This is a genomic window from Anaerocolumna chitinilytica (assembly GCF_014218355.1).
GTDB classification, from domain to species: Bacteria; Bacillota; Clostridia; order Lachnospirales; family Lachnospiraceae; genus Anaerocolumna; species Anaerocolumna chitinilytica.
Genome location: NZ_AP023368.1, coordinates 2,518,956 through 2,538,100 on the forward strand (window position 1 = coordinate 2,518,956; position 19,145 = coordinate 2,538,100).

At 36.5% G+C, this 19,145-nt stretch carries 14 protein-coding genes; 13 read left to right on the top strand and 1 reads right to left on the bottom strand.

What is annotated here, in order from left to right; all coding sequences use genetic code 11:
* Positions 1-292: 292 nt before the first annotated feature.
* From bsdcttw_RS10980 to bsdcttw_RS10990, 3 genes are all read left to right on the top strand, one after another.
* A complete protein-coding gene (locus tag bsdcttw_RS10980) occupies positions 293-4,447 on the top strand; it encodes a leucine-rich repeat protein (RefSeq protein WP_185259404.1) in 4,155 nt (1,384 codons plus the stop codon).
* A 259-nt stretch (positions 4,448-4,706) separates the two neighbouring features.
* Entirely contained in the window at positions 4,707-5,849 is a 1,143-nt protein-coding gene (locus tag bsdcttw_RS10985; protein WP_185259405.1) for an aldo/keto reductase, read from the top strand.
* Between the two features lie 171 nt (positions 5,850-6,020).
* Positions 6,021-7,184, top strand: a complete 1,164-nt coding sequence (locus bsdcttw_RS10990) for a GGDEF domain-containing protein (protein ID WP_185259406.1) — start codon at positions 6,021-6,023, stop codon at positions 7,182-7,184.
* Positions 7,185-7,294: 110 nt separating this feature from the next.
* Here the strand turns inward: bsdcttw_RS10990 and bsdcttw_RS10995 are convergent, their stop codons facing one another.
* The gene (locus bsdcttw_RS10995; RefSeq protein WP_185259407.1) at positions 7,295-8,380 is read right to left on the bottom strand and encodes a glycoside hydrolase family 172 protein; all 1,086 of its coding nucleotides are present in this window, start codon (positions 8,378-8,380) and stop codon (positions 7,295-7,297) included.
* A gap of 182 nt (positions 8,381-8,562) precedes the next feature.
* Between bsdcttw_RS10995 and bsdcttw_RS11000 the strand changes: the two genes are divergently transcribed.
* The 10 genes from bsdcttw_RS11000 to bsdcttw_RS11045 all read left to right on the top strand — a co-directional run bounded on the left by bsdcttw_RS11000 (position 8,563) and on the right by bsdcttw_RS11045 (position 18,973).
* Positions 8,563-9,420 carry a helix-turn-helix domain-containing protein gene (locus tag bsdcttw_RS11000; RefSeq protein ID WP_185259408.1) on the top strand — a complete coding sequence of 286 codons (858 nt, stop codon included), beginning with the start codon at positions 8,563-8,565 and terminating at the stop codon, positions 9,418-9,420.
* A 40-nt stretch (positions 9,421-9,460) separates the two neighbouring features.
* The gene (locus tag bsdcttw_RS11005) at positions 9,461-10,222 is read left to right on the top strand and encodes an SDR family NAD(P)-dependent oxidoreductase (RefSeq protein WP_185259409.1); all 762 of its coding nucleotides are present in this window, start codon (positions 9,461-9,463) and stop codon (positions 10,220-10,222) included.
* A 224-nt stretch (positions 10,223-10,446) separates the two neighbouring features.
* On the top strand, positions 10,447-11,157 hold the full coding sequence (locus bsdcttw_RS11010) for a response regulator transcription factor (RefSeq protein ID WP_185259410.1): 711 nt from the start codon (positions 10,447-10,449) through the stop codon (positions 11,155-11,157).
* On the top strand, positions 11,138-12,547 hold the full coding sequence (locus bsdcttw_RS11015) for a HAMP domain-containing sensor histidine kinase (protein WP_185259411.1): 1,410 nt from the start codon (positions 11,138-11,140) through the stop codon (positions 12,545-12,547). Before bsdcttw_RS11010 ends, bsdcttw_RS11015 begins: the two co-directional genes overlap by 20 nt.
* 519 nt (positions 12,548-13,066) lie before the next feature.
* Positions 13,067-14,296 (top strand): radical SAM/SPASM domain-containing protein, encoded by a 1,230-nt coding sequence (locus bsdcttw_RS11020; protein ID WP_185259412.1) that lies wholly within the window; start codon positions 13,067-13,069, stop codon positions 14,294-14,296.
* A 13-nt stretch (positions 14,297-14,309) separates the two neighbouring features.
* The gene (locus tag bsdcttw_RS11025) at positions 14,310-15,185 is read left to right on the top strand and encodes an ABC transporter ATP-binding protein (protein WP_185259413.1); all 876 of its coding nucleotides are present in this window, start codon (positions 14,310-14,312) and stop codon (positions 15,183-15,185) included.
* Positions 15,186-15,226: 41 nt separating this feature from the next.
* The gene (locus bsdcttw_RS11030) at positions 15,227-15,991 is read left to right on the top strand and encodes an ABC-2 transporter permease (protein WP_185259414.1); all 765 of its coding nucleotides are present in this window, start codon (positions 15,227-15,229) and stop codon (positions 15,989-15,991) included.
* Positions 15,988-16,611 (top strand): CPBP family intramembrane glutamic endopeptidase, encoded by a 624-nt coding sequence (locus bsdcttw_RS11035; protein ID WP_185259415.1) that lies wholly within the window; start codon positions 15,988-15,990, stop codon positions 16,609-16,611. Before bsdcttw_RS11030 ends, bsdcttw_RS11035 begins: the two co-directional genes overlap by 4 nt.
* A gap of 27 nt (positions 16,612-16,638) precedes the next feature.
* Entirely contained in the window at positions 16,639-17,073 is a 435-nt protein-coding gene (locus bsdcttw_RS11040; RefSeq protein WP_185259416.1) for a hypothetical protein, read from the top strand.
* Between the two features lie 55 nt (positions 17,074-17,128).
* Positions 17,129-18,973: an ATP-binding cassette domain-containing protein gene (locus tag bsdcttw_RS11045; RefSeq protein ID WP_185259417.1), complete on the top strand. Its 1,845-nt coding sequence runs from the start codon at positions 17,129-17,131 to the stop codon at positions 18,971-18,973.
* Positions 18,974-19,145 lie beyond the last annotated feature (172 nt).

Here is a 19,145-nt window from a genome sequence, read left to right on the forward strand (position 1 = left end):
GGAGCAGTTTGTTTCGCTGTAATGCGTTTGATACATTACAGCGAAGCAAACTGCTCCTTTAACGTTGTAATCCTTTTTAGGAATTTTAGATTTAATTAAGAAAGAGTGGCATACTAAAAAACAACAATAGGATACATATAATTACATAATAATCTAAAATATGATATTTTAATTGACATTATTATACTTAAATGTTAATATTTTCTATACTGTTTGCACAAATTGGAAGAGAGGAGGTATATTTATATTAAGAAATTTCGTGCAAATTTAAAAAGAAAACCAGGAGGTATAAATGCATAAGATTATTAAGAAAAGCTTAAGTTATTTATTGGTATTGATAATGGTAATAACAATTACTCCATTTACATCCCGTACAAATGTATTAGCGGAGGACCTGACTTATACAGATAATGATGGTAATGTATGGCAATATATGATTGACAACAGTATGGGGATTGCTGTTAGCGGTGATACATATGCTGTAAAACCATACAAATCAGATACCGTTAAAGGGGATGTGACTATTCCAAGTACGATAAACGGAAAGAATGTAACATCCTTTTCTGGATTAAGTAGTTGTACACTAGTTACCAGTGTCACGATACCAAATACTATTGTTAATATTTCTTCCATGGCCTTTTGGGGATGGTCCAGCCTTCATACAGTTAATTTTGAAAGCGGAAGCCAGGTAAAAGTAATTCAAAGGTATGCATTTGGTAACTGTGATAAATTAACTGACATTACAATTCCAGCTTCTGTTCAGGAAATAGGTGTTTTATATACAAATCCTGAAAAGCTAACTGGATTTTATATCTTTGGTGGTTGTAAAAGCCTGGTGAATATTCAGGTTGAAGCTGGCAGTACGAATTTTAAATCAGTGGATGGGGTTTTATATAGTCTTGATGGGACAACCCTCTATACCTATCCGCCAGCTAAGCTTGGAACATCCTATGTAATTCCAGCTGATGTAACAACAGTCAACGAGGAAGCTTTTGATACTTGTTTAAATCTGACCGAGATATCATTTGAACCTGAATCGAAATTAACAACTCTTGGTAATTATGCATTCGGCCATTCAAGATTTATTACTTCTATATCAGGCATTCCTGATACGGCAGTTAATTTTGGAAATTGGGTTTTTGGTGATACCGGATGGCTGAAAACCAAAATAACTGATGATCATCCTTATTTGGTTATTAACGGTGTGCTTTTAAATGCATATTATGGTTTAACTGTACCGGCTAATATAACTCTACCAAGTGATACAACTATAATAAATGATCAAATATTCTCTAATGCTAATTTTAGTGAAAATGTATATGTAAACGTAGCTATTCCAAATTCAGTTACAACGATAGGCAAAAATGCTTTTTATGGCTGTACTAACATATCTACTTTAAAGATTCCTGAAAGTGTTACGACAATCAAGGATACAGCCTTCGCTTATATGAGTGCATTAAAATCCATTGCTATTCCAAATTCTGTTACTTCAATTGGTGAAAGTATTATTTCTAATGATACTTCTTTGGATTATATTTATACTGATAATGATTTAATTAAAACTTCGCCACTTCATAATACATGGACTACCTTTCATTATACCTTTGAGCCTTTTGACAATTATGGCAAGGAGGCTTTAAATGGTGAAGTTTCTATAACTGGGAATGCAAAATTTGGCCAAACTATGTCAGCAGTAGTTAATAATATTACTAATTCTAATCCTGGTACAATTGCCTATAAATGGTACAGAGTTAGTGGTGGTAATGAAACTGAAGTAAGCAATACAGGCAGTACTTACACTGTTACAGCAGATGATATTAACTGCCAGTTGAAGTTGAAAGTAAGTTCAGCAAATTACAGCGGGGCTTTAGAAGCAATAACAGATATTGTACAAAAAGCAGATTGCCCGCAGGTAAATGTACCGGTTTCAGGTACAGTTAATAATAATGGAGCTAATAAGACCTTTACCTTTACTGGGGTTTCTGGAGTTACTTATGAGTATTCTTTAGACAATGGTTCTTCCTGGAGCGATGTGCCTGAGCTTACAGGTACAACAGGTACAATAACTGTAGGAAACAATGCAGTTGAAATAGGGAAATTACAGGTCAGAGCAAAGGCAACTTCACTTTATAATGAAAGTCTATCTATATCAAATAACTCCCCTTTTACAGCTTCTTTAGAAGGCAGTGTAGAGATTTCAGGGACACCAAAATATAACCAGGTATTAATAGCCCATGTCACTGATTATCAAAGCAATGCTGAACTAGTCTACGATTGGTATAGAAGTGGAAGCAGTACACCAATAAAAACCGGAAGCAGTAATGAATATACAATAACAGCTGCTGATATAGGTAAAACAATATCCGTAAAGGTTAGCGCTGGTGGTTATACGGGAAAACTTGAAGATACTGTTGATTCTGCTGTAAGCAAGGCAGATGCAATAATATCGATTGCAACCGATAAAGAGACCTATCATAAAACCTATGGCGATGCGGATTTTTATTTAGAAGGTATAACCAATAATGTAGATGGAACGATTACGTATAAATGCTCAGATTCAGGTCTTGTTATAGCGGCAGATGGAAAGGTTCATATTAATTCAGCAATAACCGGAAAGTATGTTGTAGAGATAGGGCTTGCAGAGACAGATTACTATCATGCAGCGGAGAGTAAATATATCAGTATAACAGTTGGAAAAGCTTCAGCGGTTACTCTTAGCTTAAGTAATTTAAATCAGACTTCCAATGCTATCCAGGCACCGAAAGTTACGATGGTTCCCTATAGCAAAACTTCTTATGATAAGATTAAAACAGAGTACGGTGCAATATCTGGCAGTGCTATTGTATGGAGCAAGGAACTTCCGTCAACAGAAGGAACGTATAAGATTAGAGCTACTTTATTGAAGGATGAAGCAAACTTAGATCAAAATCTAGAACTTTCCATCGATACTACTACAGGAGTGCAAGATTTTATAATTACGAAATATATAGCACCAGGCGGTGGTTCTAATGGTAATCCTTCTGATGGTAGTTCTTCCGGAAATCCCAGTAATGGAAGCGGCACAGGAAGTACAACCGTAAAAAATAATGATGGTTCAACTACACAAACAGATATCGTTAAAAATGCTGATGGTTCCGTATCAACAACGGTAAGCACAATAAAACCCGATGGAAGTAAAACAGTAAAAGAAAATACAAGTGCAACCACAAAGAATGCAGATGGTTCCAGCAAAACAACAGAGAACATAAAAGAGACCATAACAGCAGCAGATGGTACAACCTCTGTAATAACAACAACAGCAATTACAACTAAAAAAGCTGATGGCAGTTCTACCCAGCAATCAATAATTGCGCTTGATTCTAGTACAGCAACGGCAGAAAAATCTATAAAAACAGATAAGGATGGCAATATTACATCATCCATAGCCACAATTACTCCAGGTACCTCTGAAGTTTCTAAAACAAATGGTAAGACTGTTGTAACTGTAGATATGCCACTTAGTATTTTGAATGCAGTTGCTGATATGGAGAACCCTACAAATGTTTCTATAAAGATAACATCAGATATTACGAAAACAGCATTAGCGGATAAAGGTACGAAAGCAGTCACCTTAACAATTAAAGTTCCATCCATTGAAAATGTAAATGTAGATGGTGCCTATTTATCAAAGGATGTTGCAAGTTTGGCTGCGGGAAATAAGAAAGATCTGGAGCTTAACTTTGTAAACGGAAATGCTGCTGATTACACAGTAAAGATTTCGGCTGATTCTTTAGGGAAGTTAAGCAAAGATATGAATCTTGCACTCAATGTCTCAAGTTATAATGAGGTAGCGAAAGTGGATTCAAAATTTGCTGAAACACTTAAAGGAGCTTTAAGAACTGACACCGAAGTTCAGATTGTGAGTTTTTCAGATAATAAAGCACTTGGGGCAGCTATGACACTTTCCTATGATTTACCCCATGTTGAAAATATTAGTGCTGGAGATAAGGTATACATTTATAGATATAACAGCAAAACCAATAAATTAGAGGAAGTTGCTAATAATGCCGTAATAGTAGGTAAAGATGGGACAGTTACAACATCTACAGTTAACGGTGGTGATTTTGTCGTTAGTACCGATAAACTTACAGGCAGCAAGATTACAACTCTGGTTGATAAGGTATCTGTTAATACGACTGTGACAACAATGAAAACTGGCAATACTACAAATATGAAGGTATCTCTTCCTGCAGATATACAAAAAGTTACATCTTTCAACAAAAAGACTAATCCTGCAGGACAGGAAGAGGCACAGGTAATATACAAAGTAAGCGATGATAGTATCGCTCAGATTGACGCAAAAGGTAATGTGACAGCCATGAAACCGGGAAAAGTAGATATTACTGTGACAGTACAACTTGAAAGCGGAAAGAAAAAGATAATAAAAAAGACAATAGAAATTAAATAAAGTTTATTTCAATTCCCAGCCGGTAAAAAGCCGGCTGGGGATTTATTCTATACAAGATGCAAGGACCATAATCCTGTCGTTATGTGTATATGCGATACTTTTGAAGAGTAACATATTAATTTTCTTGAGATTTTCCTCTGTTTCTGGTAAATTATGTTTAGGAGCAAGTAACAGTCCGGTTATATAGGCTAGTTAATTTCTAAACTATTAATATATATTACTGGAAAAATATTACTAAAATTAAAACGGAGGAAGCAGGATGAAGTACAGACAATTGGGGAAAACAGAGCTATATGTCAGTGAAATCGGACTTGGAGCTGAGTGGCTGGAGCGTTACAGTGCAGAGGATGTAAAAGAAGTGGTTGAACACAGCAGAGCTCAGGGGATTAATATCATTGACTGCTGGATGTCAGAGCCTAATGTACGTTCCAATATCGGAGCAGCTATTGCCGGACAAAGAGATTATTGGATTATACAAGGGCATATTGGTTCCACCTGGCAGGATGGACAATATGTACGTACACGTGAACTGGATAAGGTGAAGGAAGCATTTCAGGATTTACTGCACCGCCTGGGAACAGATTATATAGATCTTGGTATGATTCACTTTGTGGATGAGATTGCTGAATTTAATACTATTATGGAAGGAGAATTTCTACAATATGTTAAGGATTTAAAGGAAGCAGGCACAATCCTTCATATTGGTTTAAGTACACACAATCCGGATGTTGCGAAAGCGGCGGCCTTAAGCGGTATAATTGAGATGATCTTATTTAGCTTGAATCCGGCTTTTGATATGCTTCCGGCAAGCGAGAATATTAATGATCTTTTTGCAGAACATTATAACGAGAGCTTGAAAGGTATTGCACCTGAAAGAGAAGAGCTTTACCGAATTTGTGAAAGTGAAAATGTTGGTATCACTGTTATGAAAGGTTATGCTGGCGGAAGATTATTCAGTGCACAAAATTCACCTTTTGGAGTTGCATTAACACCTGTCCAATGCCTCCATTATGCACTTACACGTCCGGCAGTAGCAAGTGTCCTTGTGGGATGCAGGACAACGGAAGAAGTTGATGCTGCCGTCGCGTATGAGGTGGCCACGGAGAATGAGAAGGATTACGCTTCTGTCTTGGCAAATGCACCTGCTCATGCATACTCAGGACAATGTACATATTGTGGTCACTGTGCACCATGTCCCTCTTACATCGATATTGCGATGGTAAATAAACTTTATGATTTAGCACTTATGCAGGAAGAAATTCCGTCTACTGTAAAAGCACATTATACCGGTTTATCAGCCAATGCATCGGATTGTATCAGCTGCAGGTCCTGTGAAGAGCGCTGTCCTTTTGGAGTTCCAATAGCAGAACGAATGTTGAAAGCCGCAGAATTGTTCATGTAAATTACAAAACTCCATCAATTAAATAACAAAACTCCATCAAATAAAGTGCATCTTAAATTAGGTAAATAAATCCTTATTTAAGATGCACTTTTTATATAAACCACTATTCAAAAAGTTGGAAAATGTGTTAAAATAGATTTATATAGGTAGTTTGAACTAATAGGAGACAAGATGCGCAAGGAACAGCAGGATAATTCACAAGAAAATGATATACAAAGGGAATATTCAAAGATTGATAAAGATTGGCTTACTTTACATTATATGATATCAATAGCAACGGTTATTTTTGCTCTAATCGTTGAATGTGTCATGAGTATCTTTATTGTAAATTCAGATTTACTTAATACAACGTTTCTAAAATACGTTATAAAGTTTATTGCTATACCAAGCGGTGTTAATTTTATTTGCATTGGAGCAGAAACTATTATAATGAAATCTAAAAAGATCTCACAATTAACTAAGATTTATATTGTCTCAATCGTATATGTTATTATCTGTTTCGTTTTATTTACAGTTCATGGTGCTTTTACCTCAAGCTATTACATAATCTCAGGAGCTATCATTTTGACGACGGTTTATGCCAGCTTTTATGTGACCTTGGCAACAGCTATCTGCAGTATAGCCTTAATGAGCATTTCGGAATTATTTATTACATGGGATGTTGATAAGATTAGTATATTTCACAGCATCCTAAGGCTGAGTAATTTTCTTGTTACGCTCTTTATTCTTCTTGCCCTTTCAATCATATGTATGATTGTAATTCGTTATGAGAGAAAGAAGAATCTGGTGAGTATACAACTTGAAAAGGAAAGAATCTTATTGCAGGAGCGTATCATAACCGACGAACTTACCGGAATATATAACCGGAAGGCATTACATGATGCCTTAAGCGACATGGAAGACTATAACCAGCATGATGCCTTTATCTTAGCTATTATTGACATTGATAAATTCAAGATGATTAATGACAGATACGGTCATCAGATTGGCGACAAATGTCTGGTGGAATTCGCCAAAGTCCTAAAGGAAAACAGCGGAAAAGCAATTCCGTTCCGGTATGGCGGGGATGAGTTCTGCCTGTTATTCCAAAATGCAGATAGAAAAGAAGCATTACAGACCTGCGAACTAATTCAAAGTAAATTAAAATATCTGGATGCAGATGAAGACCTAAGAATTGAAATGACGGCTAGCTTTGGGCTGGCGGAATATAACGAGGATATTAATACTTCCGAATTATTTGTCCGTGCAGACCAGGCGTTATATCAGGGAAAGGTCCTGCGGGGCAGTATAAAGCTATTCCAGGAGGAAGGAAGTAAAAATAATATCAATATTTAATTATATATGTTTAGCGGCAGCAAGAAATTAATAATAAGAATTTCAACTGCCGCTTTTTTGATTATGACCTTAAACCTTTAGAATGAAGTTGTTCAGCTGTGATAAAAATTCTATATGATTTCCAGGCAATTATTATCCGGCAGTTTGTTAAACTCAACCGTTGGCAGGACCTGATACCAATAGGCTACGGAAGCAATATCATCCTGCAGCGGAAGATACCTTCTTCCTGAGCGCCAGCCTAATGCTTGTATAGTAACTTTAAGATTTTCATCAAATCGAATAGGGTCGGTAATATGCCAGCGGTACATTCCGAATCTAGTCTGTGACTGATAAACTCCGTCAGGTTTAATCACTTGGTGAAGACCGGAATAAGGTGTTGTAAAAGGCTGATATTCATGGGTAAATGGATTTTCGAAATTATAGGAACCACAGAAATAATCCTCGGTTCCGGTACCGCAGATGGTAGGAAACTCTTTATCATCATCCAGGTAGAATTTTATTTCTCCTTCGCCCCACCAACCGGTATTGTTGACGCCCCATGCCAGATAAGTACCTACATACTGTCCTTGTCCCTTCACATGATCGAGTATTGTATATACTTCCTTGTAGGGCAGCGGATTTACCCTTCTGAACTGAGCATGAAAATAAGCGCAATTGGTGGGTATATCTGTTAGTACATAATTTATTTGGTAATACAGCACCATAGGATTTTCAGGGTCTATATTTGTGAGGGTAATACGGCAATGCTTTTTAAAAGGCATTTCCCAATAGCAATTTAAGCCGCTTCCTGGATTGATGCAGACCGCTAATGAACTTAACTGAGCATATTTACCCCATCCATTAGCAAAAAAATCACCTACCGGACATTCTACCGATGGATATTCCTGTCCATCCCAATAAATCCGGAGGATACTAAAGCGCATGTTACCAGTTGGTGTCATCCAAATATGCTGGATGGCTCCCGGACCTTCAATATCTGCAACTTCATATACCTCACCTTGTTTGATTGATACGCAGGGAGAAACTTTCCAGCCTTGTCCCAGTTCTCTCGCTTCATAGGATGCGAAGCCCTCCGTTGCCATACCGCCCTTGCCTTTCTCTCCTTTAAAATTCTCAGGGCTGATGGAACGGGTCTTGGCTGTAGACAGCCGGGAGAGATTACCAAGATTCAGACCTAATCCGTTAAATTCACTCATAAAATTGACCTCCTCATATGATATACCTACACATTACCTTGTTTTAAACATTTTGTATCTATCCTAGATTGACTTTCATTAAACATATATTGCTTATTTTACTGTCAGCCCGTACAATAAAAAGTATGAGATATTTTTATTAATGAAAAGTACTTAATGTTTTGGCAGTATGGAGGTTTTACATGGATTACAGCTATTTATCACCTTATATCCGAGTTGCCATGGATAGCATCATATGTCCGCCATGGTACCTTGCTCCCAGGGATATTTTTGATTATGAGCTTTTGTATATCAAAGAGGGACATGTAAAGATAACGATTGAGGAAGAGAACTATGAGGGAAGACCTGGGGATATTTTTTTATTTAAGCCAAGACAGAAGCATTCCATTAAAATAATTGGCGAGGTGCCGCTTCGACAGCCACACCTCCATTTTGACCTGGTTTATCAAGAAGATAGTCCGCAAGTAAAGGTTTCCTTTAAAGCATATGAACAGATGACAGGTGAGGAAAGGAGGTATTTCAGAGAAAATAAGCTTTTAGAACTTCCTAATAAGTTAAGTGTTAGAAACCTAAGTTATTTTGAAGAAATGCTCTTTGAAATTATTGAAGAATTCCAAGATAGAATGCCATTCTATGAGATCAGTATAAAAGGCTTATTTATTAAGCTCTGGACTTATATATTGCGTGAATATCACTATGGCAATGACAAAGTGATTAACTGCAGAATGGATGATTTAAAGCATATCCGGGAGTATATCCGTGTCCATGCAGAGGAAGAGCTATCCTTAGTACAGCTGGCCGAGAACTTTCATATCAGTAAATACCATTTAATCAGACTTTTTAAAAAAACCTTTGGGGATACGCCAATGCATTATCACTGTTTGCTGCGTATAGAAAAGGCAAAAGAAAAAATTCAGTTTACAAATTTTAGCTTGATGGATATTGCCACCATGGTCGGTTTTGAGAATATCAACACCTTTAGCCGTGCCTTCCGAAAAATAGAGGGGGTACCGCCTTCCTTTTACAGGGGGCGTAAATAAAGTTAGAAATAAATACATTAGAAAGGACAGGTATAATTTAATGGAAATTAATTTAAGCGGTAAAAAAGCGATTGTAACAGGAGGTTCCAGCCAGCTGGGACGTTGTATTGTAAGATCTTTGGCGCAGTGCGGCGCGGATGTTGCCATACATTATCACAGTAATTCAAATCAGGCAGTTGAACTGGCCGAAGAACTGAAGACAATGGGACGATTCTCCGGTATTTATCAGGCAGACATTACGAAAAAAGAAAGTGTTTTTGCAATGAGAGATAAAGTATATAGTGAATTTGGAAAACCGGATATCATAGTTAATAATGCCGTAATCCAATATACCTGGAAGAATATACTTGAGCAGGAGGATGAAGATTTTATCGGTCAGTTTGAAAGCTGTGTAATGCACAATGTATATATGAACAAGGCATTTGTGCCACATATGATTGAACAGCAATATGGCAGGGTTGTCGTGATAAACACAGAATGTGCGGGCTTGGCGGATGCAGGCAGCGCGGCATATGTTGCTGGTAAACGTGGCTTGGATGGTATTGTACGCTGCCTTGCAAAAGAAATCGGAAGATACAATATTACGGTAAACCAGGTAGCACCAGGCTGGACCATTAGTGAGAAGGACCGCAAAGAACACGGAGAAATTCAGCCGGATTATGATAAAACGGTACCCTTAGGACACCGGGGAACGGATCAGGATATTGCTAACATGGTTTGCTTTCTTGCATCTGATTTGGCTGCCTTTACGACAGGTGCTTATATACCGGTATGCGGCGGAAGGTTTATGCCAGCTATTTGATGTAAGGTTTGGAGCGTTAAGGATATCCATTCCATAGAAATTTTGATAAATATTCAAAGCCAAGATGCAGCTATCCTTATATCCTCTTCGTGTAGCAGAATTACTCAAGCATTGACATTTCTCGTATAAACATAACAAGAATTTACATTATATGGGCATTGTGGTATGATAAAGTGGTATTATACAGAGGAGAACCCTGCAGCAGGGCATAAGAGGAGCATGGAATGGAACAGCTACTGACAGTTTTGATAGTGGAAGATAGTTTGGAAATTGTAGAATTAATTAAATTGTATCTGGAAAATGAAAGGTTCAATATTTTGATAGCCGGGGATGGAAGAAGGGCGTTACAATATGTAACGGAAGAAAAAGTAGATCTGATAATTCTGGATATTATGATCCCAATTATTAATGGCTATGAAGTTCTAAAGAAAGTGAGAGAAAAGCATAACCTACCCATTATCATATTATCATCAAAAAACATGGACAACGATATTATACTTGGACTAAATCTGGGAGCAGATGATTATGTAACCAAGCCTTTTAATCCGCTGGAGCTTATGGCAAGAGTGAAAGCTCAGCTTCGCAGGTTTCATAAGCTGGGAGCAGGAGAGATAACAGAAGAAGAGCCGGATATAACGGTTAAGGAGCTAATGTTAAAGTGCAGGGAATGTCAGCTGTTAAAAAGAGGAAACTATATTGACCTTACCTATATGGAATATAGGCTCCTTAAGTTCCTGATGTCAGACCCAGGGCGGGTATACACAAAGAAACAGCTATTTACCCATGTATGGGAAGAAGATGTTTTATATTCCGAGAATACCATTATGGTATATATAAGTAAGCTTCGAGATAAGGTGGAAGATAACCCGAAGGAACCAAAATACATAAAAACGGTAAGAGGGTTGGGGTATAAATTTGAAGAAAACCAAAATTAAAAAAACCAATATCTTATTAATAAAGAATTTTATTATGTTTTCCATACTTATCATTATTCTCTTTCAGATTTCTTCAATGGTTGCCAAAAGTATCCTGGAGGATTATGTAATTCATAATGCAGGTCAATATTTTGCAGGAGGTATTGCAAAGACAGATTATAAGAAGATTGATATTACAAAGATCGAAAAAATCGGCGGTTTTCTCTACATATTGAATGATAAATTACAGGTAGTATATAGCAAAGGAACGAATGCACCTAAACGAGAAAGTTTAACCCCAGAAGACATCTCTCTTCTGGTAAATGGTGAATATGAGGGAAAACAGGGAAAGTTGTATGCTTCCATGGCGAGTTTTCAGGGGGATGACGGCAGAACCTATGTCTGTCTTGCCTGTATACCCGCAGATAAGGTACAGATTACATCCACAATCTTAAATGTTTCCGATGTGGGTTCACAGTTTGTGGGTATTATGCTGTTTACAGTGGTACTGTTTTTAGGAGGTTACTGGGCTACCGTTGTATTACTCGCACGGCAGATTAATGTAAAAGTCACAAAGCCTATCTATGTTATAACAGAGGCCTTAGGACGCGTCCGGGAAGGTGAATATAATACACGCCTTGAATTGGAGGCTGATAATGAATTTATCTATATCCGGGATGCTTTTAATTATATGATTCAGGAGCTTGAATACTTAAAAGAAGAGAATCTCAAGGAAGCAGAAAACAGAACCAGGCTCTTATCAGATATCGGACATGATATAAAGACTCCGATCACTGTTATTCAGGGTTATTTAACTGCCATCTTAAATGGAGATATTAAAGAAGGAGCGAAAAGAGAAGAGTATTTAAAAGCTTGTTTTAATAATACGATGCACTTAACAGAGTTAATGCAGATGCTACTAGATTATACAAAATTTGACCGGGCTGATTATAAACTTGATATAAAAAGAGTTGAGATTACAGAACTTGTAAGAAAGATTATTATTGATTATTATCAGATAATGGAAGAAAAAGCACTTTCCATCGAAATAAACATTCCGGAGGAAGATATCTTTGCGGAAGTGGATGAAAAAGAAATGAGAAGAGCAATTGTGAACCTGTTAAATAATGCAATTACACATAATGAACCCGGAACAGAAATCAATGTGACCATCTTAAGGAATGAGTATCTTTCACTTGTAATTGCTGATTCGGGGTATCCAATACCAGAGATCCTAAAGCAGCATATTTTCGAACCTTTTGTCTGCGGGGAGGCTTCCCGCAGTGACAGCAGCCATAATGGTCTGGGGTTATCTATAGTTAACCGTATTATCAGTATGCATCATGGAAACATAAGGATTGAAGATAACTGGAGAGATTATACCAAAGCCTTTATTATTGAATTGCTGTAAGATAACCCGGGTTCTGCCAGTATGCTAAATTGCATTATAAATGAAAAGTTTACGATAAGTGGCATTAATGCTAAATTATATAAAATTCTTAACTGAAAAAACCGTCAAGGAGTATATAACTTCCTGGCGGTTTTTATTGTATAACCACTTATTGCGACAGATAATTCGAAAGATAAATGGCAAAAAAAGGTAAATATTACAGATTAAGGTAATTTTAAGAAAGGAAATGTCTTAGATTAAGGTTTATCTGATAAACTAAAAACATCTTAAAGCAGGAAAGGAGGTAAACATCATGTTATTTAGATCTAAAAAAGCAGTTGCAGCTCCTGGCTGTGTAAGTGTCGGTTATTACATTTGTATAAGCTATGGTAAGACCTACTAAAAATTAGTTTGGTTTACATAGTTTTTGTGTTGTCCGAGTGTATTCACCTGCTTGTCTTAATATGACCATGAGAGCTGTACAGCAGATTCTCATGGTCATGTTAGAGACGTAGGAAAGAATTTTAGAGGGGGTATACAATGCATAATTATCTTAATAAAGATGTGGAATTATTTCAGATAGATGGAATCTCCATCCTTGGTAACTTTCAAAATGGGGCGGTTATCGGATTGGATGAGGAAGGAAAAGACTATATACTTAATAACCAAATGATTGATGAAACAGAAGTAATCAGCAGCAATATTGCAGAGCTGAGAGAGGCGCTGCTTGAATTAGATTTTTATCAGCACAAGACAGAAAAAGAGATAGATGCAGCATATCTGCATGTTACGGATAGATGCAATCTCCATTGCCTTGGCTGCTATTCATTTGTCGACAGCCGCAATGAAAAAAAAGACCTAAGTACCAATGACTTTTTTTACATACTGTTGTCCTTACGTGAAGCCGGCATAAAAAAACTGGTTATTTCAGGAGGGGAGCCCTTTTTACGGAGAGACTTAGGAGAAATTCTAAGATACGGCAAGGAAGTATGCAATATCCAATATATAACGGTTATTACCAATGGTACTTTGGATTTTAGTTTATACGAGAGTTCAATTCCCTATATGGATGAAATTAATGTATCAGTAGATGGGTTTAATAAGGATACCGAATTCATACGGGATAAAGGTATTATGCCAAAGGTAATAGAGACGATTAAGAAATTAAAGGAACGATTAACAGTCAATCTGATAGTTACATTACATAAAAAGAATAAGGATTATATGGAGGATTACAGAGCCTTTGCAGCATATCTGGGTGTGAATTATTCTTTTAGCATCTTTACGGCAGAGCCGGAAAATGAGATGTTTCGGGATTATGTATTAACGGATGAAGACTTGTTTTCGATAGAAAAGAAGCTTATGGATTTGAATGGTGAGGTTTCTTTGCAGGACTTCCCTGTTGATGGCTTCAATCTGGTATGCAGAAAGAAATGTGAAGCGGGAAATAAGCTTATTAGTATAGCAGCAGATGGTACAGTTTACCCGTGTCATATGCTTCACAAAGAGCAGTTTGCTTTAGGAAATGTCTTACGGCAAAGTATAAGTGACATTGTTTTTAGAGAAGGCAATCCTTTTCAGCATTTATCTGTGGATAATATGAAAGGATGCAGAAACTGTAATTATAAGTATTTGTGCGGTGGTGGCTGCAGAGGCAGAAGTTATTTATATTATTCAGTACTGGATGAAAAAGATGCATATTGCACCATGATTAAAAATTATTATTCAGATATCATGGAAAATATTGCTGCAGCAGCTGAGAACAAGTAAAGGGAGTGTTAAAATGGGATGCTTGGAAATTACAGAGGTTAGTAAGACTTATGGTGAAAAGGCAGCGTTGACTGACTTTTCTATGACTGTTACAGGTGGTGAAATTGTTGGGTTAATCGGTAAGAACGGTGCAGGCAAAACTACCTTATTAAATTGTATTTCTGGTAATATCCATCCCATACAAGGTACTGTGCTTTATGATGGCTGTAATATCCTAAAACAGGGGGCAGTACGAGGAAAGTTCGGTATATCGATTGAAGCCTGTTTTGTTGATTATCTGAATACCTATGAAAATCTGGCTTTGTTAATGAAGGCGGGGGGGATTCATGATAAAACATATATTCAAAAGGCTATTCCGGAAGTACTTCAATTAGTGGGACTGGGGGACCAGATTAAAAAGCATGTCAGTTCTTTTTCTTATGGCATGAAACAAAGATTAGGATTTGCTCAGGCTCTTCTTAGCGGCACGGAAATGCTTATATTGGATGAACCTTTTGCAGGGCTGGATGTTGAAGGACGAGCTTTGGTAAAAGACCATATTCGAAGACTGGCGAAGGAAAATAACATAGGAGTTATTTTCTCCGATCATAATCTGGACGAAGTGAATGAGCTTTGCCACCGTGTGGTATGTATGAAGGAGGGCATCAAGGTATATGATGGAATCCCTGAGAATGAAACAAAGTATGAGGTCTATGTAGATGAACTAGGCGAAGATCTTATTCTTAAGATGAGAAAATTTTGTGGGATTACGATGGATCTTGATAGAAGAGTGCTGTATTTTCCGGGCAAGTTAGAACTACATGAAATACTGAAAACTGCGGGAGCTTATTCCACCATATTAAAAATCCGTTCTATTGAAAATGAGCTGGAACAGATTTTGCTAAATTAGTATTAAATCCGAAAGTATTTTTTACTATGCAGGAGGTTTACATGAGATATTTATTTGAAATTGAATTATATAAAATTCTTAAAAGAAAAGACTTTTGGATTTTAAATACCATGATAATTATCCCGATATTTTATGCCATAGGAGTGGCAACTCATTCATCTATTGTTACATATGAGGGGACGGAAAAATCCTATGGGTTAAAATATTTTGTAGATATGTATTCTTTTATCTACATGATTTTCATTTACTTCTTTCTGCTGTCCATGAGCGTGATTCGATCTTTGCGAGGGGAGCTTGAAAATAAAAGTATAAGGTTATATTCACAGCGTATTAACAGCAGAAAGAAGATATACCTATCAAAAAATCTTGCTATGGTTGCAGCCTTTAGTTTGGTAACTTTGTTCGTTGCAATGGTATCAATTCTGGTATATTACACTTTGGTAATGCAAAGGACTGACATTTCTGAGGCGAGTTTTATTCATGGTGATGAATTAGGGTATCTATTTGCAAACTTTTTTAGCGTCTATTTATTCTTTGTCTGGTCAATCTTCTATAGTTTTATGCTGAGTGCTTATTTAAAATCAGGTACTGCACTTGGAATTTATGCATTGACTGTAGTAGCAGGCATGTACATAAAGGAATTTCCTTATGTAAAGTTTCTCTCACCGGCTTATTATACACAAAGAATAATGGATACTTCACAAGATGCTATTTGGATGCTGTTGGCTATGACAGCGGTTACAGTGTTCTATTGTCTGCTTTTTTATATCGCAGGCAAAAACAAACTGGAAAAGAGTGATATATGATGAACAGGACTGTGCAAGTAAAAAGCTCCTCAATAGATGGAGTAATGTTTCTGGGATTGATAATTATCACACCGATGACAGCAGTTCTGCTAATTAGTTTTATTTTCTTTGCTGTATTTAAATCCGGTAATGATTGGATAGAATTATTTCAGACCTGGGCAGTTATGGGATGTTCCTTTGTTTTACTTCCAATTCTAATACTTAATAAGAAATATAAGATAACGTGGGAGGATATTGGAGTTAGAAGACTTAAAATAGCAGAAATCCTTGCAGGGATTTTTCTTCTCACATTGCTTTATTGCTATTTAACAGGTAAAACGGACAGTTACAGCCTCTTGTTATTATCTCTTCAGACATTGGCCGTGGCTTTCTGCGAAGAGATATGGGCCAGAGGGATATTATTTTTTGTAATTCGTAAATTAACAACGAATCGAATAGCGATTATCCTGCTTTCCAGTATAATCTTTGCTTTTTTCATTCATATCAACAGAGGCTTTTACAATAATTTAGTATACCGTCTGCCTGGTGCGATCTTAATGGGAGTGGTATATGACAGAAGCAAAAAGATTCATTATTCAATAATGGTACATTTTGCTTATAACATGTTAACTAGTATTTAAAAGATGTTTATCGTGAAAGGAGTAAAAGTGAAAAAGAATATAGTTTATGTTATTTCATTTTTAGCACATGCAGTTCTGTTAGCAATATTTATGGCAGTTAAGAACAAACTGGATGTCTTTACCTTGATTTTATTCATGGGTTTACCAATTATAGTAAGCGGAATATTGGCTTTTGTAGGAACTAAAATGCAGAAAGAACATAACAGTATGAAGGAAATTCCTACTGTCATACCTTATGTGGGAATTAATGTTCTTTATTGGATATTTGTAAATGTTCAGTTAAATACAGGAAATACCTTGAATACAATCTACGAAACCAGCAGGCGGTATAATTCTGATATGATAGAGGTTTCCACGAATAATTCGCCTGTGAGCGGTATGATTCTATTAGTGCTTGTAAGCTTTGTCCTATGTTATTTTATGGTGAAGCATGCAGGGAAAAGAGATAAAATAGAACAGTAAAAAAACCAGTTTTGAATTATGTACCTATATCAGAACATGAGGGGAATGATACCAGATGAGCTTATTTCATCAAAAATATAAATTAATCATTGTTATGTTCTGGCAAACATTATATTGTTTTTCCAATGTAATGTTTGCCTTTATTTTAATGAGAATTACTGACGCTCTGACCCAGGGTAATATGGCAGCTTTTCGGTTAGGCTTGCTTTATGCGTTCATTGTGGTCTGCACTCAGGTTATTACTACGGTGATATCCATGACCTTAAAAGTGAAGTATGTAAGAAACTGTATGTATCATATTAAAGCCGAATCCTTTAAGGGACTCCTTCGTATGAATTATCACGATTTTAATAAAGAGAATCTCACCCACTACCTGACTTATTTTACGAATGATTTAGGAATGTTAGAGAACAGTTATATTCAGGTAACCGTAGATATGCTGGGACAGATACTCTTGATACTTATTACATGTATTGCTTATCTTACTATTAATCCCCTAGCCTTTGCTGTTGTTGCTATCAGTATTTTTTTGTCCATGGTAATACCTGTTTTCTTTACCGGTATTATGCAAAGGGCAAATGATGCTTTTGTAGCGGCAAATGAACTTCTTCTATCCAAAACCAAGGAATATCTCCAAGGGTTTGAAGTAATTAAAGGTTTTCAAATTCAAAAGGTTATTGAAAATAAATTTATGAAAACCATAAAGCAAAGAGAAGATAAATGTGCTGATTTTAGTAATAAAATGATTCTTGGGAACACTATTGTGGCATTTATAAGTGTCATAATTATACTGTTGATTTTCTTAGCCGGTGGCGCTTCTGTCATAGCCGGAAAGATTACCATCGGTGCCCTGATTGCCCTGGTTCAGCTTTCCAACAATATGATTGCACCTATAACAGATGTACTTTATGGCATAAACGAAAGAAATTCTGTTAAGAATATCAAAGATAAATGTTTGGAATTAATGAATACAGGTGAGCAGTCTGGTTTGGGAAAACAATTATCCTTAGATGAGCAGCTTAGTTTTCAAGAGTTGGTATGCTCAGAAGAACAGATATCAAAAGAATATGGATCAAAAGAATATGGATCAAAAGAATATGGATCAGATGAACATGGATCAGGAGAACATAGTTTAGAAGAACTTAGTTCTTCTGAGATTAATATTTCACCTGTGATGACTGTAAAAGAAATTGACGAGAAAATTAATAGTATCAAGTTATCTAATATTAATTTTACTTATGACGGAAGTGAGGAACCAGCTTTATCGGATGTCACACTTTCTCTGGAGAAAGGTAAAAAGTATGCTCTTGTGGGGAAAAACGGATGCGGAAAAAGCACACTGGCACGAATAATTGCGGGAAGGCTTAAGGGATTTTCGGGAGAACTAACATATAACAATATATCTGCAGAGAGAGCGGCAGATAAATGTATCGAAAATCTATCCTATATCGGTCAGGAGGTTTTCCTGTTTTTTGAGTCAGTTGCTGATAATCTATCTTTGTTTGGAAAATATAGTGCCAGATCCGTGGATGAGTTGGTAAATCGTATGAATATTGAAGACTTGCTTTTTAAAGATTCTGATCCGGATAGAGAGAGCTTGCCATTATCGGGAGGTGAAAAGCAAAAAATCGCCATAGCAAGAACCATTCTTGCGGATAAGGAAGTGATTATCTGTGATGAGATGGATTCCGCACTTGACAATATCAGTAAGAATAATCTTACAAAGATGATAATCTCACAAAAAGAAGCAACCTGTCTTGTCATTACGCATAACGTCAATCAAAATCTTGACGAATTCGATGAAATAATTGTGATGGATAGAGGGAGAATTACAGAACAGGGAAGTTTTCTGGAACTCTACCAGAAGAAAGGGATTTTTTATGAACTTCTAGAAGAATAGCAGGACTGTATGCTAATTGAACTATGGAAGCTTTTATGATAAAATAGTTCAAGTATTCGTGAAAGAGGTTTGTAGAAAAAACAAAAGACTGTTTTTTCAACTTCAGATTCAGGAATATTCAAGCAAAGATTGAATATTCTCGTGGAGGTTAGGTTGAAAAAACAAATGACAG

Excerpts from the sequence above, each read along its gene's own strand:
- bsdcttw_RS11045 (WP_185259417.1), top strand. The coding sequence starts at position 17,129 with ATGAGCTTATTTCATCAAAAATATAAATTAATCATTGTTATGTTCTGG.
- bsdcttw_RS10990 (WP_185259406.1), top strand. The coding sequence starts at position 6,021 with ATGCGCAAGGAACAGCAGGATAATTCACAAGAAAATGATATACAAAGG.
- bsdcttw_RS10985 (WP_185259405.1), top strand. The coding sequence starts at position 4,707 with ATGAAGTACAGACAATTGGGGAAAACAGAGCTATATGTCAGTGAAATC.
- bsdcttw_RS11005 (WP_185259409.1), top strand. The coding sequence starts at position 9,461 with ATGGAAATTAATTTAAGCGGTAAAAAAGCGATTGTAACAGGAGGTTCC.
- bsdcttw_RS11030 (WP_185259414.1), top strand. The coding sequence starts at position 15,227 with ATGAGATATTTATTTGAAATTGAATTATATAAAATTCTTAAAAGAAAA.
- bsdcttw_RS11035 (WP_185259415.1), top strand. The coding sequence starts at position 15,988 with ATGATGAACAGGACTGTGCAAGTAAAAAGCTCCTCAATAGATGGAGTA.
- bsdcttw_RS11020 (WP_185259412.1), top strand. The coding sequence starts at position 13,067 with ATGCATAATTATCTTAATAAAGATGTGGAATTATTTCAGATAGATGGA.
- bsdcttw_RS10995 (WP_185259407.1), bottom strand. The coding sequence starts at position 8,380 with ATGAGTGAATTTAACGGATTAGGTCTGAATCTTGGTAATCTCTCCCGG.
- bsdcttw_RS11010 (WP_185259410.1), top strand. The coding sequence starts at position 10,447 with ATGGAACAGCTACTGACAGTTTTGATAGTGGAAGATAGTTTGGAAATT.
- bsdcttw_RS11025 (WP_185259413.1), top strand. The coding sequence starts at position 14,310 with ATGGGATGCTTGGAAATTACAGAGGTTAGTAAGACTTATGGTGAAAAG.
- bsdcttw_RS11000 (WP_185259408.1), top strand. The coding sequence starts at position 8,563 with ATGGATTACAGCTATTTATCACCTTATATCCGAGTTGCCATGGATAGC.
- bsdcttw_RS10980 (WP_185259404.1), top strand. The coding sequence starts at position 293 with ATGCATAAGATTATTAAGAAAAGCTTAAGTTATTTATTGGTATTGATA.